Source organism: Dongia sp., assembly GCF_041905885.1.
Lineage (GTDB): Bacteria > Pseudomonadota > Alphaproteobacteria > Dongiales > Dongiaceae > Dongia.
Map to the genome: position 1 here is coordinate 14938 of NZ_JAYRKD010000002.1, position 23628 is coordinate 38565.

The window sequence follows — 23628 nt, forward strand, 5'->3', positions numbered from 1 at the left end:
TGGCCGCTTACGTCGCCGTCTTCTTGGATCGGATCGACCAAGTCGTGGCGCCGGACTTATCTTCGCGCAGGAGAACGGGTTCATCCTGGCGTTGGTAGCATCGCCCGTACCCGAGTCCGTCAAGCTCATGGCGGCGGAGTTCGAAGGTTTGCAGGACTTCGAGCTTGTTGTTCGCAAGCACGATCACCACTGAGCCTTCCGCCACCATGTCTTCCGCCGACCAACCGCCCAACGGAAAATGTGCCCTGTCCAGGGGCTCGACGCTGGCAGCGGTGCTGTAGCCCCCAAGGACGCAAAAATATGCGGCATCGGGCGCAATCGGATCGGTCAATGAGAAGAGCCCGACGGACGCATTCTCAACGGGCAGGCCTTCGCGAATCGTCGCCAGGAGTTCGTCCGATCGGCGGCCGAGTTCGTAGGAACTGTATGCCTTCCACGCGATGAAAAGGCCGATCAATAGATAGACGACGACTGCCACTCGCTTTGAATGCCAAGCTTTCCTGAGCAGGCCAGACATCATTCGACCTCAAGAATCGTCCCCGCGGTGATGACCCTAGCACACCGACGCCAAGGTTGCGCTTTCGTTCCGGCCTTGCCATCATCGCGCGGGGTCGGCCAAAGGGTCGAATTTAAAGGGGGCATAAGCGGTGGGGCTGGCATTCCGAGCTGAGGCGGCGCGCTGATGGTCGCGCGGGTCCGCACCGTGGCGTTCCAGGGGATCGACGTGCTCGGCGTCGATGCCGAGGTGCAGATCGCGCAGGGGCTTCCTGCCTTCAACGTCGTGGGCCTGCCGGACAAGGCGGTGCGCGAGAGCCGGGACCGGGTGCATGCCGCCTTGACCGCGATCGGGCTCGGCGTGCCGCCCAAGCGTATCACCGTCAACTTGGCGCCGGCCGATCTCATTAAGGAAGGATCGCATTTCGACCTGCCGATAGCGCTCGGCATGCTGATCGCGATGGGTGCGATCGAGAGCGATGCGGTGGCGAGCTTCGCGGTGCTGGGCGAGCTTGGGCTCGATGGCCGAATCAACTCGGTTTCCGGCGTGCTGCCGGCGGCGATCCATGCAGCTTCCAGTGACCTCGGCCTGATCTGCCCGCAGGCGCAGGGCGGCGAGGCGGCCTGGTGGCTGTAGGTAATTGAGTCCTGACCCTCAGGTCAGCGATTCCAGCAACTTAGCGAACCGCGTCGCCGGACCTAAAGTAATTGAGTCGTGAGCAAAATCCGAAATCGGACACGTGCTGGAGGTTGAGAAGCAAATTCTCTCACTAAATCAGGCGATTACAGACTTGGGTAATTGTGTCGTGAGCAAGGGGGCTTGGAATGAGCTGCCCTTTCGCGATCCACACCACTCCGCGGAGCTGCGCAGGCTGCGTATACCAACTATGAAACAACGCGATGCTGCGGACCGACCCACGCTATCGCGAACTAGGGCGGCACAATATCGCGTACTGCTCTACTGGCTGGGTTTGCGGCTTTGCGAAGAGGTCCGCGGCGCATTGCCGAGGTCCATCGGTAATGGCATCCGGTGGGCGGCGCGCCGGCACAGGCACACGCCGATAGAGCGGTGTCAGCCAGCCTGATCAGCTTGGAAGCCCGCAAGCTCAGAGGGTGGAACTCGAAAAACCCCGCGGATGCAGGAGAGGTCGCGGACCGCGATCTGAACGTGGGTCTTGCTTTGGATATGTGAGCCCGGAAATAGCGGGCCGCCTTCCAGGAACACGCCACGGACCGTCTGATAGCGAGGTTCCGGCATAGAGTCGTAGAGGAAGTTCAATACCGCACAGTCCAGCGGCCGCCGGAGCTCGTCCTTGTTTTCCGGCATAGGCTTCCCGACAGCCTCGTAAACCGTCTTCATCGAGTTGAAGGCAGTTTCGATGACGGCTAGGGATGACTGGACGGTTAGGTCAAGGCAGTCGCCGAGTTCGATGATCGCGCCGACGACAGCCGGTTTGCCCTTCGCGCCGCGTCTCTCAAGGGAGAGACGCGACCAGCGGAGGGCCCTGAGTGGGTCGTTCTCCCAGAAATACGCGCCCCAACCGAGCCAGTCGTACTGATTTCTGCTGGGGGCGATGGCTTCGCCGTCGATCAGCCGCTCCGCCACGGTTTCGTCGCAGCCATGGTAGCCGAGGACGAAACCGGTCGCGGATCGAGGCATTTACTTCTCGTCGACGGCCGGGTCGCCGGGCTCCTCGGCCGGTTCGATCTCGGTTAGTAGCTTCCGTGCTTGTGCCCCATTCTTCACGAGGTTCGCGGCATAGGCTTCGATCGCGTCCTGCACGGATTTCACCTGCTGGACCGTTGGGCTGCCGAAAAGCGGAGCGCTGCTGACCTTTTTGTTTGCCATACAAACAATGTATGCCAGCCGGCCGCCGGCTTCAACGTCAAATCGCCGTAACCCGCAGGGTAATCCGGCGTTAATGCCCCTATCTTACTGTTCGGACGAGGCGTTCGGGAGTTGCCAAGCGCCGCACAACCTGTAAACAATCGCGAAAAATAAGCCTTTTAGGCGTATCAGCGGATACGGATCGACCATGTCAGCGACGAGCACAATCAAGCGTACGGGGATTACCGGAGACGCTGGGATCACTGATCTCACGCCGAAGGTCGACCGGTCGCGAGTGAAAGTCGTCAATCTCTTGGATCTGGGATTCGAGGCGCAGATTTCGGATTCGGCGCGGGAAGAGATCAAGCGGGCGGAGACGCGCGAGAACATGGTGCTGACAACAGCCGCGAAGTTCGCATTCCGCTAAGCGATTCGTCTCTCTCGCATGTATCTCAATCTGGACGGCTTCGAGCTCGACCCACAAGGCTCACAACGTCTGCGGGAGCTTCTGTCGAATTCCTCTAGCCCAGCGGCTGATGCGCTGATCTCCCACCTCATTGACCTCGGCGCGAAGTACGCGATCGTGGAAGATCCTTACATCGACAAGGACTACTCGTCCGACTACCAGGCCTTCTATTCATCGGCATTCAAGGACTATGAGCGCACCACCCGGCGCGCCCACATTTTCGCTTCCGATGTGCGGGAGAAGTTCGGGGCCGACCTGGCCAAACTCCTTGAAGGCGAGGATGTTGATGAGTCGTACCTCGGATACATTGTCATCCGTCCACTCGAGCAAGGGCCGATCGGACGGACGGTCTTAAAGTTTCCCAAATCAACCGATACTCTGCGCGTGCGGCCTATGGTCCGCGCGCCCTTTAACCTCCATCTTTTCGGCAGGGGCTTCTGCGTTAACGGTGCGCCATTCATTCAGCAGGACCATCGCATAAGCGCGTGCGCGCAAGCTGCCCTGTGGATCGCGGATCGCGTCCTGCACGTACGGCATCAGCACACCGGCTGGCATTCGATGGCCGAGATCACAAACCTCGCCACAACTCCGACCGATGCGGAACTGACCTACGAGCTGCCAGCAGGCTCGATGGGGCTGAGCCCACTGCACGTCATCAGGGCCTTGAAGGGCCTGGGGCACCAGCCACTGGGCTACTATCTTGGAGACAAAAGCAAACCGGAGAAGGATACCGCCGAACAAGCGATCGCGCCGTCCTTACCGGCTGCCGAGGTCGTGTTCCGCTATCTCGACTCCGGCCTACCTGTGATCCTTGGCGTGATCACCCCTGATATGGCTCACGCGATCACTGCGGTTGGCTATGTCGAATCCACCGCAGGGCAGTGCCGTCCGGGCACAACCTACGACTCATTCGTCCGTGCCTTCATTGTGCACGACGATCAGCGGGGTCCATACCGCTACATGCCGCTGACGAAGGCGGACGTCGACTTCCTGCCACGGGATCGATTGCTGATCGATAACGGCAAGGTCCTCGTCGTCGATGAGGTGATCTCGCATATCTTCGTTCCGCTGCCCTCGCGCGTGCTGATCCGAGCCGAGAAGGCTGAGGTCATGGCTCATGACCACCTTGTCCGCCAGGCCTCGGCGGCGAGCGAGGGCCTGATCGCCGAGATCGAGAGCGAGGAAGCCAAGGGCAAGGTTCGCGACTTCCACCAGCGTGTCACCAACAAGCTGCTGCTGCGGCGCACCTACCTGACCAGCGCGGGAAGGTATCGCCACCACCTGGCGAAGAGCGGCCAGCAGGTGGAAATCGGGAGCACGATGATTACCCGGGTGCTGCCGCATTTCGTCTGGGTGACTGAATTTCTCGACCCCGAGTCAGCACTTCACCCCGAGCATCATTATAGGCCGATTATCGGCCATGCGGTCGTTAACGCGACGAGCACTGGCGGTCCGAACAGCGACCTCCTAATGATCCACAGTCCTCATGTTCTCGTGGAACGGGACATTAATTCCAAGGACCCCAAAAAGAGAGAGCAGGCCAGCGTGTTCGAGGAAGACGGCCCTTATGCCGGCCGCGTCCGCCTGGAATCAAAGCTCAGAGCGCGCTGAAACGGGATGACCGGGCGATCTGAGGACACGCTGTGAACGGCGCGCTTACAGTCGCGCAAGCTGACATCGAACATATCTGCATAACCTGCGCCGCTGATAGCTCGCACAACCTGAGTCAACTGCAGCGCCGCGGCCGCGATCGCCGTGCAAGGAACACCTACCGATTTTCCGGCGATCATCATCGCTCCGCACCGACTGATCGCCCCCTCACGGACCAAGCTCTCCAGCGCCGGGGTCAGTGCCACCGGCTCGTCCGGTGGTAGCTCCGGCCAAGCGGTGGCCGGTGATCGAGCGCCGGGAAATGCATGAAGGCGAAGATCGAACGCTTCCGGGCCTGTTGCGCCGAGGCCCGCGTCGATCACGAATGTAAACGGCGCGGTTGCAGCAGACCGCCGGGCATCAAGGTTATCAACTCCCACGATCGCCGTCCGAGGCTCGTTCCCGCTTGGCCCATCCAATTCGGTGAATCGACGCTCGGTGATCTTCGCCTGGAAGCCCATAGTCTCTGCCCAATCTGCGACGACCCGCGCCTTTTGCTTACCTAGCCATGCAGGGCGGGTCAGCACCTGAACAGAGATGTTCTCGGGACCAACACTATCGAAGTCCTGAAGAAGGAGTTGCACCGCGCCGGCGTCGGCGTACGGTAGGAAGCTCAGCAGAAGCAGCGCGGCTTGGCCGAGGTTTCCCAGGCCGAGAAACCAGAGCGCCGTAGGTAGATACTTAATCTCCGGCGCATCACCTCCCTCCCAAAGCGAGAGGGTCTGGTCGCGGCGGAGCGCCAAAGGATCGCCAAGCACCCTTGCACGAAATGCAGCGGAGATCGCGAGCGCGCCAGAGAGCGCGCCAGAGAGCTCGTTTGCGGTGCTCGCGAATGCGAGCGGGCGGGCGCTGACGGATGCCGTCCAGGCGACCGCGCCACAGTAGAGATCCGCGTCACCTCCGTTTTCCGATCCGATCTGGACTGCGAGAGCGTCGTCTGGAAAGTCTTCGAACTTAGCCCCCATCTCCTCACAGACCCTGGCCAGCGTCCGGTTCGCATAGAGCGGCAGGTTGCATCGAGTCTCCCGATTCAGCTCGAGAAAGACGCCGCGGGGAAACATCCTGCTTCCGCAAGAGATCATGACGAGTAGCGCGGCTTGGGCCCAACGCGCTTCGGCCAGGCCGTCGGCAAGCCTGATTTTGATGCTGGCGCTGTCGAGGCGGCGGCGGGCGTCGTGATAGTCGGCAGCACTGTCGCTTGCCATGACCATCTGGGCTGTACGGTCGAATGCGATCGAGCTCATCAGTACCATCCCTTCAGCTTGAAGAAAGTCTGCCCGAGATGGCTATGATCGAGCCAACCGTCGCGGCCCCTGAACTCATACATGCCGATGTCCCCAGGGAAGTAGAGCTTGTTGGCATAGCGCGGCACGATCAGCGCCAGATGGCCGACTTCCGGCATCATCGGGTTCGCTTGATCGATCGCGCTCTGGCCGAAGCCCATCGGATGGGTATGCACGTCTGCGACGACATCCTGCCTAAGAGCGCGGCACCGCTCCCAGACCTTGTCCATTCGAGATCCGTCGAAGACGATCGCGCCGCGCAAGCACCGCGGGTCTACATCATCGTAGGCGAGGAAGCTCTGAATCTCCCGGGTATCGCCGAGATTGCGGCCGAGAAGGAACCCGCCGCTCTCCCTATTGCCGCGGCCGCGACGACGAAGATCAAGCAGAACGTATTTCCAAAGTTTCCCCTGGCAGGTAAGCCGCGCCGGCGGGCGCCTGGGAAACCACATACTCCGGATCGTGGAGAAGACCATGAACGACCTCCAGATAATCGACGACGTCTTTGTCGGGCGACCAAGCAAGATCGGCATGCTTCCCGGGCCAGTGATCTCGCGCCACCCGGTCGATCGGATGGTAGAGACACTGATTCCAGTCTGAGAACGCCGTCATCAGCCCGTTGGCGCTGTGCGGGCGCAACGCCGGCGCCAGAGCGATTCCATCCGGCCCGTTCCAAAGCTGAGCGGTCGGAGCGATTCCACGGTAGCCGGCACAGTTCATCTTCAATAGGAACCAGTCGGGGCTCGAAGGTCGGCTGGCGGCGCGGACGCGGAACCAGGTCGTCGGAAACTCCAAGCCCACCTGCTTCCACTTCCCGCGGACCTCGCCTGCACGATAGCGAGTTGAAGCGAGGTCCGTTCTGAGCGCGGCTTCGTCGGGTGCCATCTCACTCATCCCTGCGGCTTGACCTTGAAGACGAGTTGGAAGGTCACGGCCTTATGGCCATGGGTGACCTGGCCGAGGTGAGTGTCGGCAGGCACGACATCCTTGCCGAGCTTCAACTGCAGGTCTTCGACCGGCGCCGCGACGGCGAGCTCGTTCGGCTGGATGGCCCAGCGGATGATGCGCTCCATCGTTGCGCTGGGACGGAAGGTACGCGAGACACTCTTCTGAGCGTATTCCACGGTCACCTTCACGAGTCCGGCCGTGGCCACATGGAGGAGCTTGTCGAGCTCCTTGAGGATGTCACGGATGGCCCGTTCCGCGATCAGCGGCTCGTCGCCGTCCTCGAGGAAAACCTCCACGAGATCGGCGCGGCCAGTGCCCTCGGCCACCAGGCCCAGGACCTCCTTGACCGTCGCCTCGGGTCGACTCGCCACCAGCCGCGGCTGCTTTTCACCTTCCACGACAACCAGCAGGTCGATTTTTTCGTCACTCATGGCTACCTCCATTTCTGAGTGACCCGAATTTACCCCCCTCATTCCGCAATGTCAATATTACAAACATATATAATGTGCGATATACAAACCGTTGATGTGGCAAACATTTTCTTGCGCTTCTGCGGCCTAGGGCTTATCTTTCGGGGAGAGAATGACCGGGGCAGCCATGGACGACTCGCTTTATCGCCTCTTCGGCGACCGGGTTCGCGAAATCAGAGACCAGAAAAACGTCACCCAGGAGGAGCTCGCCAGGCGAGTCGACCTCTCGCGAACCTCAATTACTAACATCGAGAAAGGTCGGCAGCGTGTGCTGCTCCACCAGGTCGTTGAAATCGCTTCCGCTCTGGACGTCAACGTTCGCGAATTGATGCCGGCTGGTGCTGTCGCCGCTCAGGATCCCGCTTTGCGTCCGGACGTGGCGCGAGTCGTAGAGATCCTAAAGAGCGAAGCTCCTAAGGGCGATTAGGCGCGTGGGTATCAACTACGCACGTCTTCGAAGTCGAGCTCGCGATCTGCTAAAGGGACAAAGCGAGCCGCCGGTCGATGTAAACGCGATAGCCGAAGCCTTGGGCGCCTCCGTGCGCCTGTTTGAGATGGAGAAGGATGTCGCCGGAATTCTCTATCGCCAGGCGGATCATAAGGTGATCGCGGTGAATGAGCGGCATCCCCTGACCAGACAACGTTTCACTATCGCGCATGAGATTGGACACCTAGCACTTCATCGCGGTGTGCCGGTTCATGTCGATCAAGGTTTCAGGGTCAATCTTCGCAATCCACTTTCCTCGCAGGGCCAGGATATAGAGGAGATAGAGGCGAACGCCTTCGCCGCTAATCTTCTGATGCCGTATCACTGGATTCGTGGGGATCTGCGTGGAGATTTGATCGATCTCGATGACAGTATCGAAGTGCAAGAACTGGCCCAACGCTATCAGGTCAGTCAGCAAGCAATGTTGATCAGGCTCGCAAATTTATTCGGCAGCAATGACTTAGCGCCAAGAGATAGCAAAGCAGATGGCTAAGAACTCGAACAAAGCAGCCGTAGTCGGGCGCTCCGAACTAAGAATGAGGAGTGAGCCAACCGGCTCAGCAAAGAAGACGGCGAAAGTCACTTTCGGTGGTGTGACCGTCTCCGCTCCTGTTCAATCATTGAAGTTGGTCCGCAAGAATATCAAAGAAGGCCAGACGGCTCTGAAGCGGGCCGCTGGTGCGCTGACACATAGCGGCGTTGCCCTAAAGGTGTCGAAAGACGTGCCACTCTTTTATGCGGATAGGGACGATCCGAAGACGATCATCCGGGAACTCAATGGCAAAAAAGAAAAAGGCGTCCTCCTCAAAGGCGGTCGTTTCCGGGTCATCCATAAATAGCCTTAAGGGCGCGGTCGACTGGGTCAGTAAGACCCAGCGCGCGTCCGGTAAGCCCCTGGCAATCGTCCTCGCCGGCCACAATGGGTCCGGCAAGTCGACGTTGTGGTACAAGCGTCTTGCGCCTGTGCTCAAAATGCCTTTAGTCAATGCGGATCGGCTCATGATGTCGATCCTGCCGGAGCAGGTGTTGCCCGAGCATCCTTTACCCAAGTGGGCGCAAACACTCCGCGACAAACATGAAGGATGGATGCGCGTTTCTCAGCAGGGTGTTCAGGCTTTCGTCGCCCAAGCGATGAGCAACCAAGTTCCATTTGCGATGGAGACTGTTTTTTCTCATTGGAAGCGGCAGCCAGATGGCTCTTACGCGTCCAAGATTGACAGTATCCGCGACATGCAGAAGGCCGGTTATTACGTTCTGTTGGTTTTTGTCGGGCTCACAAACGCTGATCTGTCTCGAGCTCGCGTCGCGAGCCGCGTGTATCAGGGCGGACATGCGGTGCCCGATGCAAAGCTCAAGGAGAGATTTCCGAGAACTCAGGCCGCAATCAGAGCTGCGATCCCCGTCGCCGATGCCAGTATCCTCGTAGACAATAGCGGTGATGAGCAAGAAGCTTTCACTGTGTGCAGAGTTCAAGCCCGCAGTCAGAAAATCTACGATTGTCGAGCGAGCTCTTCGATACCCAAGAGAATTTTGCTGTGGCTAGAGAAGGTGGCGACCGACCTTGCCTAGGTCAAGGCTTGAAAACAATTGCTTCGGCTATGCAGTCTAGCGGAAGCGCCCAAGCCTCAACAGCTTCTTGGAACTAAGACGAGTGATCGAAGGCCCTGTATGCTAATCGCCCAAATTATCGCGTTGGCATTGGGTATCTCTCGTACCGACCTCAGCCTCAGAAGCGAGATGACATGATCGTTTGCTTGATTTCGCCCTTAGAAGTGACGAGAGGCCTAGCTCTGATCCAATGCCGGCTAGGCGCGGAACACATGCCGCAGATCTACGTCGTCTGGGATCAATGCGTTTTGGTTTAGCTCGTCGACAGATTTCCAGTTGTCCCCGTCGAACACTTGGCAGTTGGATGAAAATGTCTGTGACTTGCAGTCTGAGCACCCTCGAACCATGAGATTCATCTGCCAGCTTCCCTTCACGATCTTTGCCTTGTGTTTGGCCTTCGCCAGTTCTGCGAACTCCGGGGAATTTAGAGGGGAACTGAAGAGCGCACCGCGGTAGGCGGAAATCTCGTTGGCGCCGCCAAAGAGCTTTTGAGACCGGGCCAGCACTCTAAGGTATTTGCCGCACTTAGTGCACGTAGGATGGCCTAATAGGAAACCGCCTATGGCGAAGCCACCCAGAAGAAACCCAATGAACTGTAACGCCGCAAGAGCATAGCCGTAATCGCCGACCTCACCGACATCCGCTTGCAAAGCGCGCCCAACTCGATAGTGGGCACTTGTGAGAACGATATCGAGGTAGTCGCCAAACGACAGGTAGTCGCTGACCCTCCTCCCGTCATCAAGGACCAGCGTCGCATACTGGACGTAGTAAATAAGAATGGCGGTCAGGCCAGCAACAATGACCATTTGCGCAAGCAGTAAGGCGTTCGGGCGGATATGAAAGTATAAGCTTCCAAAATAGTAACCAGAGGCGGCAGCAATTCCGGTGCAAATGGCTCCGACGGGTATCACGAACCACAGGCTGAACGAAAAAATTCCGAACCCTGTGTAATGCTCTATGAGAGCTACGATTGCCGCGGTTATCAGCGACGTTACCAGGCCACAGCCCGCGACTGAGGTAGTCTTGAGGAAATGCCCCATCGTGTCCCCCGGCAACTCTGAAGCGTAGAGTCATAATAGGGTCACCGCCCGGCGAGGACAACACACAGTTGCCGACGCCTATGACAGATGGAACGTTATCGCGAAGAGGGCAGAACGCCCCGTGACGGGGTTCTAAACCGGCATCACCATGGTTTGCGGCAAGTGAAAGCGCTTGCGCTTCCGGCGGTCAAGATTTCGGGCGGCCTATTAGCTACACCGTCTGCGAATCTAGTGCGCCCGTCTCCAATCCCAAGGCATCTGAAACTCACCGGCCCACATGCCGCGGTGCTCCGCCTTCGCTTCGTCTTCCAGTCCAATATATGCCGTTGAGTACTTGCGATAGGCCACAGCATGCCCCTGTGTCACCATCCAGGCGTTGAGGTCGGTTGGACCGATGAAGCAAGTAGCTATGAGGCGCCTGTAGCGGTCATGTTCATTTCCCTCGCACCTGACGATCGCGCGTCCAATACGATCGGCGAGAGCAAAAGCAGCAACTTTCCCGCATCGGTACTTCTTGTGTGCTGCATCAAGGCAGGACTGGCGCGACTCCGGTGCATCGATACCAGCCAATCTAATGCGCTGTCCGTGAATTTCGATCGTGTCGCCATCGATCGTGCTCGCCTGACCGACGAGCATAGCACTGTATGCAGGCGAAATTGCTACTGCCACGATCACGATGGAGCGCAGAATGAGGGCAGCGCATGAAACAATGTAGAGTTTCAGGTCCACGCTATCGGTTAACGCGCTTATCGAGGCGCCCAAAGGCGTTGAAAAGGCAAATGTCGTCGATCGCCTCTTTTCCCGACCGAGCGGCGAGTCGAGCTGCTTCGTTGACGAGCCAGTCAATGTCAGACGGCGGCCTTCCCTTCAGTTCGTCAACCGCTCGCTCAAGATTGAGCCCCGCAACGTGAGGCCGCTCGTTGAGGAGGGCGGTCAGTATCTCCAGAACCTGTGCCCGCTCCGGATAGAGCATTTTAATTTGGATGTCGAAACGTCCCTTCCGCAGAAATGCCGGATCAATCGCCTCGATTCGGTTCGTCGTACCTGCCACCAAGACTCCTTGGCTGGATGCGTTTTCGATAAGGGCGAGAAGCTCGTTGGTTTCCTCTATCCGAAAATCCGCGGAAATGGCTGTACGCTCGGAGGTCAGCGCATCGACCTCGTTCAGAATTAGCAACGTAGGCCTCTTGGCGGCCGCGTCATGGAAAAGTGCGCGCATCTTCTGGCTGGTGTGATGGAGGAAGGCGCTGCCGACGGTGCCAAGGCTCGCCTCCATTGTGCACCAGCCTAGATGGTCCGACAGCTTTTTAAGGGCATAGGTCTTGCCCGTACCGGCCGGACCATGAAGCAGAATCGCGTTGGGCATCCGGACCCGCATCGCCGCGAACCGCTCGGGCTGACGTTGAAACTCCACTATGTATTCATTTGCGACGCGCGTGAACTCGGGCTGTCCCGCAAGGAGAAAGGTGCTAACCGTCTCGGCGGCTTCACGTACCTTTGGCGCGTCGCCGCAGAATGTCAGAAATTCCTCGACTTCGTTGAGTGTAAGCCACGGGGTTAGGCTCTTAATTTGGCGCGCTGACAGTTTCTCATCACCGACACCGCCGGTCATGACTCGGACGGCGATTTCTCGACGCGACAGACGATCTCGTCCCAATTTCACCGGAAGACACTCCCCGTCGGCGGGGAGGTGAAGAGCATCCTCCCAGGTAGCAGTCGGCGCCTCTTGCTGCATACGCCGCATTGCCTTCAGCAGAGCAGACAGTTCCAGAGAGGTAATGGCACCGTTAAGATGCAGGTCGCCGATACGTGTCGGTCGTTCATCCTCAGCAAACACAATTGCGCGGTACTTTCTCTCTCCAAACTCAACACTCTCAGATCGGCCCAGTAGGCGAAGCAACAAAGGACTCTGCGGCAGAGTTTGGCTTTCCAAGAGAAGGACGCAACCAGGGCTTCGGAACTGCGCGACAACTTGGTAGCCCGCGCTTTGAGCAATCAGGCGTCCGCACTTAACGCCGACGGCAACATCAAATCCGAGCGGCAGCCACGGAAATTCCTGCATTTAAGCCCGCATCAGCCCTGCGAGAGCAGCAACGTTGCCTGTGTCGGTATCAACCAGGAAGAGATTTGGAATCATCTCGAAAATTACGCGCCTCAACGAATCCATGTCATTTGAGGCCAGCGCCGCTTCTCCCCGTGTCGAGAGCGACGCGTGCTTCGCCTTGTCGATAGCCAAGTGCTTCCGTGCGGCAAGGTCGCGGAAAAGGTGGATTAGATAGCTCGGCATGCGCATGAGCTCACGATGGGCCAGACTCCGCATTTCCTGAAGTGCCCTTTCAGCCTCATCGAAACGACTTGCCCGAATTGCCGCTTGCGCTGTCCCGGCCAGTCGGTCGACGATCTCAGTCATCCTTGGATCGGCCGCCTCTCGGATGGTTGCGTCGAAGGAGGTTTTGAATGCATCGAGATCCTGCTGCAGTACCTTACCCTGATTTTCGGGAGAGTGCTTTAGGATCGACACTTGCTGTCGAACTGCCCTCGCTTCCTCAGTGGCCGAGCGTCGAACATCGGCTTCGACTGACTGGCTCAAAGCCTCTTTCTGGCGATCGAGGCGACGCTTGAGATCCTCGATCGCCTGTTTGTCCCCGATGACGTCTTCCGCCAGATCAAGATCGTCCTCTGCTTGCTGGAGAACACTTGCAGCAAGGGTCTCTCCATCCGATCCCTCAAAATTGCGATGGCCGGTCGCCGAGACATAGAATTTGCCGGTATCGAAGGATTTACCGAGCGATGGAACGTCGATCGAGCAATTGAGTAGTCCATTATCATCCATTGACCATCTGATGATCACCTCTTCGCCTTTGCGAAGAATTTCCGACCGCTCTAGGTCGTCCTGAGCTTTCAAGACGAACGATCCAACGAAGAGGTTCAACTCGGGATCCGACACCCGATCATCTCGCTGCTGGTAGAGCTCGATCGCGATCTCACCTGGCTCGCCACCACGAAGATCGACCGCCGCACGGAAGCTCTGGGTTCCCTCTGCCGGCAGAGGCGTTCCTTTTTTCACCAATGCGGCTAGTGAATTCCGCTCCGCACCGCCAATTTTGTCGACGACCTTCACCGAGATTGTCTGGGTTGCCGGAATGCCCGCCGCACTGGCGTGGGTACGGGTTATTGTCAGCACGGTCGACGCACCTGGTGCTGGGGCGCCCGAAGGATCGTATATTGTGACACGGCATTGGTTTTCACCACGTTGCGTCAATGGAACCTCGATGGACGTGTCAGACGCGAGATCGACAACCCCTGAACTCCATCCGTCGGTCGTGTCGATCTGAAGGCGGTAGCCACTTGGAGTTCCTGCTGGCCGCACTCTGATCCGCGCCCGATCGTCCGAAGTGCGAGCTGGGAAATCGTAGCGGACTTCAATCTCCCCCCTGGTGGTCGAGGTGCCGCGAGAGGCCTTCCTCGTGGTCGCCTTGCTCGTCCATTCGCGGCTTTCAGCGAAGATTGCGGCGCCGATTGCGACAGCAGTCATTGGATCGGTCTGCAGGTCGGCTGGGATGCCAAGCTCCGCCGGGATTCTTGTCCTTATCCACGGCATCTTGGACGGTCCGCCAATCAAAACGATGCGGTCGATATCTTCCGACGAATACCCGTTGTCCTTGATTACCTTACGGCAGAGCGACACCGAATCAGCGATCTGCTCTGCGATCAGATCCTCGATTTGTGCACGAGATACGTCCACTGACAGATAGACATCCTCGCCTTGCTCGTCCTGTACCCGCGTTTCCTCCTCACCGGCAAAGACAATAGCCCTGTCTGCTGAGGAGAGTTCGATCTTGGCCTTCTCAGCTGCGGCGCGCGCGACGCCAATGAGGCGGCGATATTTCGGATTGGTTTGAAAGTCGGCCGGGAGATCGAACTGCTCAAGAAGCCACGGCCGGACGATCGAGTTGACGATCATGCGGTCAAAGTCACGTCCACCAAGCATGTTGATGCCCTCATGGGCGACAACATTTACAGATCCCCCTATGCTCTGGACGAGGGCTACGTCAAAAGTACCTCCGCCAAGATCGTAGACAAGGAACTGACCGTTCTTGTTCTTAGAATGGGCAATCGACGCCATCGCCGCGGCGATTGGCTCTTGCAGCAGACCCACTTTTTCGAGGCCGGCTGCGGCCGCAGCTCGGAGTGTTGCCTCCGATTGCATCTGATTGAATGCAGCCGGTATTGTAACGATGGTGCCGTCGATCGAGACATCTCCGACCTCGGTCTTGGTTTGACTAAGGAGGGTGCGGATGATCTCGGTGCTACATTCTTCAGGCGTCATAGTCAGCTTTGCGGCGGCGAAGCCAATCGGGCTATCGGTGCCCATAAGCCGCTTGAACCCTTGGGCGACATTCTCGGGCGACAACAACGCCTGCTGGTAGGCACGATTGCCAACAAACCGGTGGCCGGTCTTGTTGATGTTGATGACGCTGGGCAGGACATCCGTTCCCTCTGCGGTCTTAAAGAGACGCAAATCGGATCCGGAGTTTCCAACGATCGCAGAGTTCGACGTTCCTAAATCAATCCCGAGATACATGGTCTTCCCCCTTCACCAGGGTCACCTTGCCCATAGCGATTACTCTCGTTCCCTGAACGACGGCGGGCTCTAGTGTGCTCTCGATAATGAGCGCAGCGCCGTCCTCGAAGTCCTCGCCATTGACGGCAGTCACCGGAAGGTTGGGCGAAAATGCCTGACCTTCGAATGTCGCGAGCGAGATGCCGCCTTCGCGTGTTAGTGAATCTAGCCTTGAAGCCGAGAACTTCAGCTGCGCAGCGGTCTTTGACCGGTGCTCCTCTGCCACCCGATCCAGCGTTCGCTCGAACGCTCTCAGGAGTTTCCAATATTCGATGGCCAATCTAGCCATCACAGTCTCGTCATCCCCCATGTGCCTGCCTCAGTTTTGCATAAGCATCGTCTCAACGACCCAATCCCATCTGTCATCCTGGTCGAAACCTGCACTTTTCTTCCAGGCGGCCAAAGCATCCTTCGATCCTTGATTCCAGTGCCCGTCTACCTTGCCCTGGTAAAATCCCAGATCCCGCAAACGTGCTTGAACGGCCGTGGCGCCTTCGGCGGTTGAGAGGTCATATTTGACGGGATGATCGTTATCATCCGCGACCCCTTCGCCTGCACCTTGGTCTCCAATCGTATCCCCGCCGACCCAATCGCTAGAAGACGTATCGACACCAGGAGATGGCGGCGGACTGGGCTGCCAAGCGTTGCTTCCAGACTGACCCCAGGAGGCGAGAAGCCGATCAGCACTGGCATTGATCTGCATCTTGTACTTGACCGTGCTTGCCTGGACGGCGCTAAGGTCGGCCGGCATATATCGAAAGCTCGAGCATCTTAGATTGTAGTCGTCGACCGCTGCGTTGAACTGAGCGAGCACTTGGTCCGTTGCTTTGAGCCGAATGTACTCCAGCCTCTCTTTCTGAAACTGGCAGTACCTCAGCTCTGCAATCGAGAGGGTGTTATTTGTCCCAATTGCTGGCCGCAATTCCGAGAAATCATCGATATAGGTGGGCTGTGCCGGAGCGCTGTAGGTCGGTGCCGAAGGAGCGTTGTAAGAAGGGGTCGAGTAGGAAGACGAGCTTGAGTTGTAGCTTGGTGAATAGCGAGAGCTGGAATTATCCGAGTAGATAGCATAGGCGATGCCAATCGCGACGGCCGCGCCAATGGCTAACTTTATCTTGCGCACCGCAGCGCGACGACGCAGGACAGACCTAATTCCTCGCAGCGTATTGGATTGATCATCCGCAACACCTAGACTGAGAGCGCGATCAATCACTTTGATCGCCTCACTCGTCTCTTTGCGGGCGAGTAGTGCCGTTGCGTCGTCCAGCGCTACGTTGCCGCGAATGGTGAGCAGGTCCTCCTTGAATTGCGACGCCATTTCGGCTGGCGGCCGATTGGAGTGGCGATCCAGTCCTTCACCTAGTGCCAAAGCGGCCCGTTGTGCGTTCCGTTCATTGTTCATCCGCAGCATTGCAGCTCGGAGGATGTGCCAGAGGATCGCCTCGTCTTCAGTCTTCGTAACAGCAGCCATACAACGCTCGAACGCATCGTAGAGAAGCTTCGCTCTCCCGCTCGAGGTTGGGCCGAAGCCACTGCCCATTAGGTGTGTCTCAAGGTCTCCTAGCGCCTCATCATCGCCGCCGCCAAGAGCATTGAGCATAGGCTCGAAGACCCGGGTCTTGCGGGCCTCCTCGACTAGCCCTTCGAGAGTTTCGACGTCATCACTTAACGCGACAGAGACGGACGGCAGCTCGGGGAATGTGTCCTGCAGTGCCCTGGAGATGCCTAATGCCGGCTCATAACTCTTCTTATCGTTCGCAAGCCAGAGGCAGAGACCGCGCAATTCTTCATAGATTTTGCGCGAACGCGGTTCGTCATGTCCCTTCGCTTGCTCGAGAACCTGCATCGGCTGACTGATCTTGTCCCAGCGCTTTAACGCGCTGGTGATGTCCTCCACGATGCCGGAGGCTGCTGGAGTCGATCTCAGCTTTGCTGCCAATTGATCGATCTCATCGCTGATCTTCCGGAGGCCAGCTTCCGACCAAGCATCGTACTCTTGGGCTATGGCTTCGATGAGCAGATCGACATTTCGTGATGACTTTGTCGGCTGATGACCATTGGTTGCCATCGGAACGTACTCGGACATGAGCAACAGCATTTGATCGCCCGGGTCCGCGTTTCGCTTGATGACATTTAGTGCAGCTCGAGCGTGACGCTTCCGCAGATCACTGAGCGCACTCGATAGCATGGATTTGTCAATTTTTTGGAAGCCGGAGACTTGGCGATTCTGCGCAAGCGCCTCCGCCAGAGATTGTTCGTCGAATTCTTCATAGGCGCTAATGAGAAAGGTTGGGTATATCCAGAATGATCTAGATTTCTCGTATGCGCAGAGATGCGCAGCAACATTGGCTTCATCGAGGCCACCGAGTTTACCTAGAAGTTCATCACCTGACCCCGTTTCGCCCGCCGCCAGCTTTCGCCCGACCTCCTTTGCCGCTGCTGGCGCCATCAAGGGTAACCAGCCCAACTCTGCGTCGAGACGCGTCTTTGGAGTAAGAAGAGCGCGCATCGCAGCACCGAGCTCAGTCTCCGTTCGATGCCCATCCGCTAGAGCATCGTCATGAGCCGCAAGAATGTCCTCTTGCCGGCTTCGAAGCGAAACCGAGAGCACATGAAAAGGGTTCGCTGTTAAATCGAACTGCGTTGACATGGTTGGTAGTCGTATCCCCCGCCTACCCTCACCGGCGCTTATTTGATGCGGCATTAACCACGCGCGCTGCTCGGCAAGGTGGTGAACTCTACGAAACTGCCAACCACAAATCAACGAGTGCGACTTGAACAGGAGATTACTTCGTGGTCGATGATTGGCGGCGATACGGGCGTACTATCCAGGCCGCACGAGCGATGAAGACAAGCTACATGGCTGACGCGCATATCAGCGTATGCAGGCGGAATCGAGGCCGCCACGACGAGCGTGGCGCGCCTAGGCCGGATCCGAAGAACGAAGATACCTTCAACTGAATGAGTTCTCATCTTGTTCTCATGAGATTGCCTAAGTCAAGAGGGAGCCATGAGCGACATCCACCCAGGCACAGGCGTCTTTCGAGAAACCGTCGAATATCTCGACTCTTCAAGTTGCAAGCGTTCTGCGAAATTGCGGCCAGCGGGTGGTACTCACGCCGACGGTGCTATCGGCACTCGACCGTCATCATCCGCTTCAAAGACGATGGGCGGGCGCAGCACTTCTACTTTTCGTTTCGGGATGCCAAGGCTACGTTCAGGAAGATGAACGACAACAAGAAGCAGACGTGATGCCGCCTAAAGTGCCATCCGTTCGCCGCACTCGGGACGAACCTGCCGCCTGGGGCAATGACGCTCTGTCTGCCTTCATCCGGGATGCGCAAAACAATCAGCTCAGCTCGTTCACAAACAAGCAACCGCTGTGGGCTAAGCTCATCAAGATCGATGCGTGTTTCGTGAAGGCGGCTACCAACCAGCAGCAAACGCAGGACATGGTCGGTTCGCTGTTGTTGATGCGGTCGCGTTCCGTGGGGCCGTTTCTATGGTGAGCGCGAGCCATGCAGGCGAGGTCCCTGCTCTCACGCGCTCCTGCCTCGAATCCGCGGGCTATGCCATCCTCATGGCTGCTAGGCCTGCTCTCGCCCATACTTGGATGGAACGTCACCAAACAACTGATGGCATCAAAGCCATGCGCAAGGAGTTCACGACGGGTGCGATCCGAGAAGCGATCATCGCCAAAGACAAGAAGCTGGCCGAACTGTTTGACCGCTTCTACCAGGAAGCAATCGATCTAGGAGCGCATCCCAATATAGGCGCTGTCGCTATGAGCGCCATTCTCAAAGAGGATGGCAATGACACTCAGTTTCTATTGAATTACCTGCACCCCGATAGCATACCGCTCGACATGACATTCAAGCACACTGCTCGCGCCGGGTTGTGTGCCTTGTTCCTCTTTGCGCAGATTTTTGAGGCGCGGTTCAGTCTCCTTGGTTTGCCAGAACGTCTGCAAAAGTTGCGGACTAACTTGTAGGTGATCCGATGGAAATCAAGGCGGGTGGCGTTGATGAAGCTGAAGTAGAAAAATCGCCAAGCGCAACAGCCGCCGGCCAGATAACCGGCTAATCTAACCCACTGCAAGCGAGGTCGCCCATCACTCGCTGAGCTACAGACAAGACACAGAGGGTGAGTCCGCTTCGCGCCAGCAGCGGCATGACCCCGTTGCCTAATCAGGTCTCCATACGACCAGAATATGGTCGGATAGCGAGTTGATCGGGCGCCCATGAGCCATCAATCGCGGAAAGCTCCGCTGCAGAAAGTCCACTGTGCGTAGGAGGCGATATCGCCTGTACGGGAAGGCGGTAAGATCAATTGCCGAGGATCGTGAGCTTTGTGTCCTCGGTATAGATCTCCGGGAAAAGGATCGCGAGGACCTTATCCCAGCGGCTGTCATGGACGAAGGGTTCCGACTTAGCCTTGATGGCCTTCCAGACCTCTGTCTTCTTGGCCGCCCACTTTCCAGTCCGGTCCTGCTTCTCGATCATCTCCCGGCGCCCGTAGGCCTGCACGGCTGCCGCAAAGGCTGGGAGGGCGTATGGATAGTGCTGCAGAAGATGATGCGGGATATCGATGAGCTTGCTGTAGGCCCAACCTATGGGTACTCCAGCTTTCGCTGAGAGGACCGCCTGCAGAATGACTTGAATCTGACGATCGGTGCCGGGGTCAAGGAGAAAGGGCGCGCCAAGCGCCCGGAACGTGCTTTGGGCGCGATGGAGGTCCTGGACTCGTTTTGGATCGTTCGTCCGGTCCCAGAGGATTCCGTCTTCGTCGATCTCCCTGATTGGCCGCCGGAGGGCGAGGTCCAGGAAGAGATCTGTTGCTTCTTGTCGGCGCCGGAGTTGTTCTTCCTCCTGCCGTCTGGCCTCAGCGCGCGCCTTCTCGATCCTCAACTGCTCTCGGAGCTCCGCCTCCCGGGCGGCGACGTCAAAGTAGAAACAGGTCTGGTCTTCCGGTGAGATCGCGAGCGCTTCGAAAGGGACGATCCGGCTTTTCCATATGCCTTGGATCTCGCCGTCAATAAGAGTGGGCTCATGCCAATGTGCCTCGACCATGAAGGTGCCGGCCGCGGTCGAGGCTTCGTCGGTTTCCTGGTTGACGACGAGCGCATTCCGGTTGTTGGGGAGAACGACGTCGTTTTCCATCATGCGGATCCTGGCGGGATCGAATTTCCGCAGTATCCAGACGAGGGCGGCGCCCTCGGTCGCATAGAAGGCTTCCCGCTTCACGATGGTGCTAATGAAAGTGGTGGAGAGCTGGGCCTCGATCGCCAGGCGGACGTCTCTCCCGTCCTTCATCCATACCGCGGAGACATCCGGCTTCTTCCAGCCCTCTCGGCCGATCCAGATTGCCTCCTCGACCACATCCCGGATGCTCGCCACTACCCGCAGGCCTCGCGCGATCCGTGCCTTCGTGAGCTTGTGTCCAGCGCTCTCGCGTTGCCCGCAATAGCGCCAACGCTCGATTTCCTCCTGGGAAGGACGTTCCGCACGGTAGGGACATTGGAGGAGGGCCGGGTCTTCGGAGCGGGGATGGGCAAAGTAGAATTCATGACCATTGGGCTGAACGGCCAAGGCCGCCAGGAAAACCGGAGAGCAGCAGGATGCGCAGATGAGGCGTTTCCGGTTAAGGGTGTGGACGTCTTGGCGCAGCAGCTTTCGGAGCCGCACCAGCCTCACGACCCGCAATCGCTCAATGAACGAGCGTGCGCCGAATTCCGATCCGCCACGGGCAAAACGCAAAGACATTACGGTGAGCTGCCCGGTAGCGACAGCCTTGGCTCGGGCCATCGGATTTATGTCCGGCGAGTCCCTGAAATCCTCGAATGCTTGATCGATTCGCATTCCATGATGCTCCGGCCGATCTCGGCCGGTTTCAACTAGGAAAAGACGGCGACGGCCAAGTCGGCTTAGCGCCAACTGCGGACATGATCGGGCGCCCCGCCTTCGGCTTCGCTACGTCACCGACCAACGAGACTGCGCTGCCGCTCCATGCCATACCAGAGAGGTCGCGACCGCTGAAGGTCGATGCCAAGCTCCTAGCCTGCCGTCGTACGCGACGGCAGGAGTTCGGATGAAGACAGCCCGGCGAAGCCTTGTAGAGCGATGCTTACCGCACTATAGAACAGCTCCTCCGCAAGCTGCCGCAGGCCGCAGCAACCCTCCTTGACCCTGGCGATCTGAGCCGCTGATCGACCTCCCGATGCCATCCGTCTGGTAACACTCCCATTCAAGCTGGTAAGATAGCTGTTCCGTACGGGGCAGGCGGAATGCAAATAAACATCTTCTCAGGTGGCCGACGTATCGCGGCCGTGGTGGGCTTCCTCATCGCCTGCCTTGCGGCGGCTTTCGCGTTCCTTGTTAGCGACAGCCATCCTGCTGAGAAGTTCATTTACTCCATCGAGATGAAGCAACCGGTTAAACGTGCAACCGAGTGCAACTACGATGACGACCCGACAAGGCACTTCATTGGGACGGTCTATGAGTGGTTCGATGTGGAAGTTGTCTACTGCTTTCGCAACATCACGCTTCAGGATGGACAATACATCCCTTACATAGACTCAACCGGCAAATGGATGGCCGGAAAGTCCTATTCCGATGAAGTCAACAAGTACGAGAACGACTTCATTCGGCAGTTCGCGATGCCACCGTCCGACCGAGCTGAGGCCATCACCATCGCGCGCGGCAATGTGCACCAGATGGCGCTCAACTGCCTGTTGGCATTTGCCGGAGCGGCAGTCGCCGTCTGGATCATCACCTACATTCTGGGCTGGATCGTGCGCGGCTTCCTGGGCGTTCCGCGCGGGCAAGACTTCCGGTCGCCTCCACCACGAGAACGACTATAGGAGAGCCACCCATGGGGACACTTCAGGTTCTCAGAAGGCAGTTCGCCTACTTGATGGCAACCGGCCTTCTGTCCGGGTGTGGCGATAGCTGCCGCGAATACTCGGACTTCACCTGTGATGAGATCGAGGCTGCGAGTTATAACGTATATTTCTACTACCCAGATCAGCGGGAAGAATACCTGGGAGAAGCAGTCACACTGTCCTCTTGCGGCAATGTCGCGCGTAGCTACGCAAGTTCCAAGAACATGTCCTCTGCGAACTGGGGTTACGTTTGCTGCATGATCGCCAATGGATCGAGTTGCTACGAGAAGCACCGGTGATAGTGCAATGTTGAAAGCTACCCCAGAGGAGACTGAGGAAGTCCGGGAATACTTCGAATGGCAAGCGTCTGATCTCGAAGTCACCTTCATGCAGAAGGTCTACTCAGAGGTTGTCGTGAATACTCGCCACGATGTCTGGGACATTCACACCAATAAGGATCGCTGGTGGGTCATTACAGGCGGGACCAACCTGTACTCTCAGGAGCAGTTCCCTAACATGGATCTCGCTCTTACCTTCCATATTGGCTTGATGCTTCGCATCCCGCGCACTGAAGAGCAACGGGAAGGCGACCAGCGCATCCTGCCGTTCGGTTCCGTGTACGAGAAGATGGAGAAGGCCGCTACCGCCGTCACGCAGGCGCACAACCTCACGGACTATCAAGCCATGGGCGTCCGGTGCCGCGAGGTGCTTCTCGAACTGATCTCTGTTGCACAGGACTCGGCGAAGTGGACTGACACACCGCCACAGCGTGCGAACTTCCGCGAATGGGTGGAGATCATCGCTAATGATCTCCTGCCGGGTGACACTAACAAAGAGCGTCGAGGCGCTCTCAAGGGTGCGCTTGAGTCGGCCTGGACCTTCTCCAACTGGTTGACGCATTCAAAGTCGGCCGCCTGGATCGATGCCGAGATGGCGGACTCGCTGACACAGCACGCTGTGGGCATGGCAACCTCATTCATCATTCGCGAGTTGCGTGGTGTGCCTGAGGAGTGCCCTAAGTGCGGCTCGCCGCATCTTGGACCAGAACAAGGTGAAAATACTGCGGCACCCGGCATCCTCTGGGAGCGTCCACGTTGCGCCGACTGCGGATGGGCTGGTAGGCCTGTTCCAGTTCTCGACCTCGAGAATAACCAGCCTATCATCACTCGCGAAGGCGACGACTCCAGCGAACACAGCCTCATGGCAACTCCATTGCGCGCAGTGCGTAAGCCGGGCGATCCGCCGACGGGACCACTTCTGAAGACAGAGTCCAGGCCGCCGGAGCCAGCGGTCTACTTTGCCTATGGTTCCAACATGTCAACGGCCCGACTCCGTGAGCGCATGCCAAGTTGCAAGCCGCTCGGCATTGCTACCTTGCCGGGGCATGAACTCCGCTTCCATAAGTGCAGCGCCGATAAGTCCGGGAATAAGTCAGGTAAGTGCAACGCGTTTGCCTGTGGTGGTGACAGCAGTGTAATTGGAGTTCTGTTCAGCTTCGATCCGGCAGAGCGCGTAAAGTTGGATGCAGCCGAAGGCGTCGGCAAGGGCTACGACCATGCGTTGGTCACTGTGATCAACGACAAGGGTCGCCGGCGGAAAGTTCTTACCTACATTGCCGCTCCCGACTACATCGACGACACACTGAAGCCATACGGCTGGTACAAGGACTTTGTCCTTGCTGGTGGTCGGGAACACGGCATACCGCCCGGCTATATCGAGAAATTCATCCAGTCGGTTGAGTCGATCGATGATCCGGACAAGAAGCGGGATGAGCAGCAACGAGCAACGCTCAGATGATCCCTGTGGCTTGAAGCGTCGTTGACAGTCACTAAGCTTAAAGCCGTTGGCC

At 58.0% G+C, this 23628-nt stretch carries 24 protein-coding genes; 10 read left to right on the plus strand and 14 right to left on the minus strand.

Features of this window, described 5'->3' with window-relative positions:
* Nucleotides 1-7 precede the first annotated feature (7 nt).
* On the minus strand, nucleotides 8-478 hold the full coding sequence (locus tag ACH2CY_RS01865; protein WP_395015303.1) for a hypothetical protein: 471 nt from the start codon (nucleotides 476-478) through the stop codon (nucleotides 8-10).
* 204 nt (nucleotides 479-682) lie between these two features.
* On the opposite strand from ACH2CY_RS01865, the gene ACH2CY_RS01870 reads away from it, so the two are divergent.
* Nucleotides 683-1132, plus strand: a complete 450-nt coding sequence (locus ACH2CY_RS01870) for a magnesium chelatase domain-containing protein (protein WP_395015306.1) — start codon at nucleotides 683-685, stop codon at nucleotides 1130-1132.
* 435 nt (nucleotides 1133-1567) lie between these two features.
* Here ACH2CY_RS01870 and ACH2CY_RS01875 read toward each other — a convergent pair whose 3' ends face one another.
* On the minus strand, nucleotides 1568-2155 hold the full coding sequence (locus ACH2CY_RS01875; protein ID WP_395015308.1) for a hypothetical protein: 588 nt from the start codon (nucleotides 2153-2155) through the stop codon (nucleotides 1568-1570).
* Nucleotides 2156-2287: a hypothetical protein gene (locus ACH2CY_RS01880; protein ID WP_395015310.1), complete on the minus strand. Its 132-nt coding sequence runs from the start codon at nucleotides 2285-2287 to the stop codon at nucleotides 2156-2158. It lies immediately after the preceding gene.
* A 244-nt stretch (nucleotides 2288-2531) separates the two neighbouring features.
* On the opposite strand from ACH2CY_RS01880, the gene ACH2CY_RS01885 reads away from it, so the two are divergent.
* Nucleotides 2532-2750: a hypothetical protein gene (locus ACH2CY_RS01885; protein ID WP_395015312.1), complete on the plus strand. Its 219-nt coding sequence runs from the start codon at nucleotides 2532-2534 to the stop codon at nucleotides 2748-2750.
* Between the two features lie 18 nt (nucleotides 2751-2768).
* Nucleotides 2769-4400: a hypothetical protein gene (locus ACH2CY_RS01890; protein WP_395015313.1), complete on the plus strand. Its 1632-nt coding sequence runs from the start codon at nucleotides 2769-2771 to the stop codon at nucleotides 4398-4400.
* Here the strand turns inward: ACH2CY_RS01890 and ACH2CY_RS01895 are convergent.
* The 4 genes from ACH2CY_RS01895 to ACH2CY_RS01910 all read right to left on the minus strand — a co-directional run bounded on the left by ACH2CY_RS01895 (nucleotide 4355) and on the right by ACH2CY_RS01910 (nucleotide 7101).
* Nucleotides 4355-5683: a hypothetical protein gene (locus tag ACH2CY_RS01895; protein ID WP_395015315.1), complete on the minus strand. Its 1329-nt coding sequence runs from the start codon at nucleotides 5681-5683 to the stop codon at nucleotides 4355-4357. The genes ACH2CY_RS01890 and ACH2CY_RS01895 overlap by 46 nt on opposite strands.
* Nucleotides 5683-5952, minus strand: a complete 270-nt coding sequence (locus ACH2CY_RS01900) for a hypothetical protein (protein ID WP_395015318.1) — start codon at nucleotides 5950-5952, stop codon at nucleotides 5683-5685. Before ACH2CY_RS01900 ends, ACH2CY_RS01895 begins: the two co-directional genes overlap by 1 nt.
* Nucleotides 5953-6103: 151 nt before the next feature.
* Nucleotides 6104-6607 carry a hypothetical protein gene (locus ACH2CY_RS01905; protein ID WP_395015320.1) on the minus strand — a complete coding sequence of 168 codons (504 nt, stop codon included), beginning with the start codon at nucleotides 6605-6607 and terminating at the stop codon, nucleotides 6104-6106.
* Nucleotides 6608-6612: 5 nt separating this feature from the next.
* A complete protein-coding gene (locus ACH2CY_RS01910; protein ID WP_395015323.1) occupies nucleotides 6613-7101 on the minus strand; it encodes a hypothetical protein in 489 nt (162 codons plus the stop codon).
* A 166-nt stretch (nucleotides 7102-7267) separates the two neighbouring features.
* Between ACH2CY_RS01910 and ACH2CY_RS01915 the strand changes: the two genes are divergently transcribed.
* From ACH2CY_RS01915 to ACH2CY_RS01930, 4 genes are read left to right on the plus strand one after another with little or no spacing between them, the layout of a single operon-like run.
* On the plus strand, nucleotides 7268-7567 hold the full coding sequence (locus ACH2CY_RS01915; RefSeq protein ID WP_395015326.1) for a helix-turn-helix domain-containing protein: 300 nt from the start codon (nucleotides 7268-7270) through the stop codon (nucleotides 7565-7567).
* A 4-nt stretch (nucleotides 7568-7571) separates the two neighbouring features.
* Nucleotides 7572-8120: an ImmA/IrrE family metallo-endopeptidase gene (locus ACH2CY_RS01920; RefSeq protein ID WP_395015329.1), complete on the plus strand. Its 549-nt coding sequence runs from the start codon at nucleotides 7572-7574 to the stop codon at nucleotides 8118-8120.
* Entirely contained in the window at nucleotides 8113-8466 is a 354-nt protein-coding gene (locus tag ACH2CY_RS01925) for a hypothetical protein (protein ID WP_395015331.1), read from the plus strand. Before ACH2CY_RS01920 ends, ACH2CY_RS01925 begins: the two co-directional genes overlap by 8 nt.
* The gene (locus tag ACH2CY_RS01930; protein WP_395015333.1) at nucleotides 8405-9196 is read left to right on the plus strand and encodes a zeta toxin family protein; all 792 of its coding nucleotides are present in this window, start codon (nucleotides 8405-8407) and stop codon (nucleotides 9194-9196) included. The genes ACH2CY_RS01925 and ACH2CY_RS01930 overlap by 62 nt, the downstream gene beginning before the upstream one ends.
* Before the next feature lie 236 nt (nucleotides 9197-9432).
* On the opposite strand, the gene ACH2CY_RS01935 is transcribed toward ACH2CY_RS01930, so the two are convergent.
* The 6 genes from ACH2CY_RS01935 to ACH2CY_RS01960 all read right to left on the minus strand — a co-directional run bounded on the left by ACH2CY_RS01935 (nucleotide 9433) and on the right by ACH2CY_RS01960 (nucleotide 17549).
* On the minus strand, nucleotides 9433-10275 hold the full coding sequence (locus ACH2CY_RS01935; protein WP_395015335.1) for a hypothetical protein: 843 nt from the start codon (nucleotides 10273-10275) through the stop codon (nucleotides 9433-9435).
* Nucleotides 10276-10503: 228 nt separating this feature from the next.
* Complete coding sequence (locus ACH2CY_RS01940) at nucleotides 10504-11004, minus strand: thermonuclease family protein (RefSeq protein WP_395015338.1); 501 nt, start codon at nucleotides 11002-11004, stop codon at nucleotides 10504-10506.
* A 1-nt stretch (nucleotide 11005) separates the two neighbouring features.
* A complete protein-coding gene (locus ACH2CY_RS01945) occupies nucleotides 11006-12337 on the minus strand; it encodes an ATP-binding protein (protein ID WP_395015340.1) in 1332 nt (443 codons plus the stop codon).
* Nucleotides 12338-14860: an Hsp70 family protein gene (locus ACH2CY_RS01950; protein WP_395015342.1), complete on the minus strand. Its 2523-nt coding sequence runs from the start codon at nucleotides 14858-14860 to the stop codon at nucleotides 12338-12340.
* On the minus strand, nucleotides 14844-15188 hold the full coding sequence (locus ACH2CY_RS01955) for a hypothetical protein (RefSeq protein ID WP_395015344.1): 345 nt from the start codon (nucleotides 15186-15188) through the stop codon (nucleotides 14844-14846). Before ACH2CY_RS01955 ends, ACH2CY_RS01950 begins: the two co-directional genes overlap by 17 nt.
* A 30-nt stretch (nucleotides 15189-15218) precedes the next feature.
* Nucleotides 15219-17549 (minus strand): peptidoglycan-binding protein, encoded by a 2331-nt coding sequence (locus tag ACH2CY_RS01960; protein ID WP_395015347.1) that lies wholly within the window; start codon nucleotides 17547-17549, stop codon nucleotides 15219-15221.
* Between the two features lie 759 nt (nucleotides 17550-18308).
* Here ACH2CY_RS01960 and ACH2CY_RS01965 point away from each other — a divergent pair.
* Nucleotides 18309-18890 carry a hypothetical protein gene (locus ACH2CY_RS01965; RefSeq protein ID WP_395015350.1) on the plus strand — a complete coding sequence of 194 codons (582 nt, stop codon included), beginning with the start codon at nucleotides 18309-18311 and terminating at the stop codon, nucleotides 18888-18890.
* Between the two features lie 334 nt (nucleotides 18891-19224).
* Here the strand turns inward: ACH2CY_RS01965 and ACH2CY_RS01970 are convergent, their stop codons facing one another.
* On the minus strand, nucleotides 19225-20757 hold the full coding sequence (locus ACH2CY_RS01970) for a DUF6035 family protein (RefSeq protein WP_395015352.1): 1533 nt from the start codon (nucleotides 20755-20757) through the stop codon (nucleotides 19225-19227).
* 425 nt (nucleotides 20758-21182) lie between these two features.
* Between ACH2CY_RS01970 and ACH2CY_RS01975 the strand changes: the two genes are divergently transcribed.
* Both ACH2CY_RS01975 and ACH2CY_RS01980 read left to right on the plus strand, forming a co-directional pair.
* The gene (locus ACH2CY_RS01975; protein ID WP_395015353.1) at nucleotides 21183-21758 is read left to right on the plus strand and encodes a hypothetical protein; all 576 of its coding nucleotides are present in this window, start codon (nucleotides 21183-21185) and stop codon (nucleotides 21756-21758) included.
* A gap of 327 nt (nucleotides 21759-22085) precedes the next feature.
* Complete coding sequence (locus ACH2CY_RS01980; RefSeq protein WP_395015356.1) at nucleotides 22086-23576, plus strand: gamma-glutamylcyclotransferase family protein; 1491 nt, start codon at nucleotides 22086-22088, stop codon at nucleotides 23574-23576.
* Nucleotides 23577-23628 lie beyond the last annotated feature (52 nt).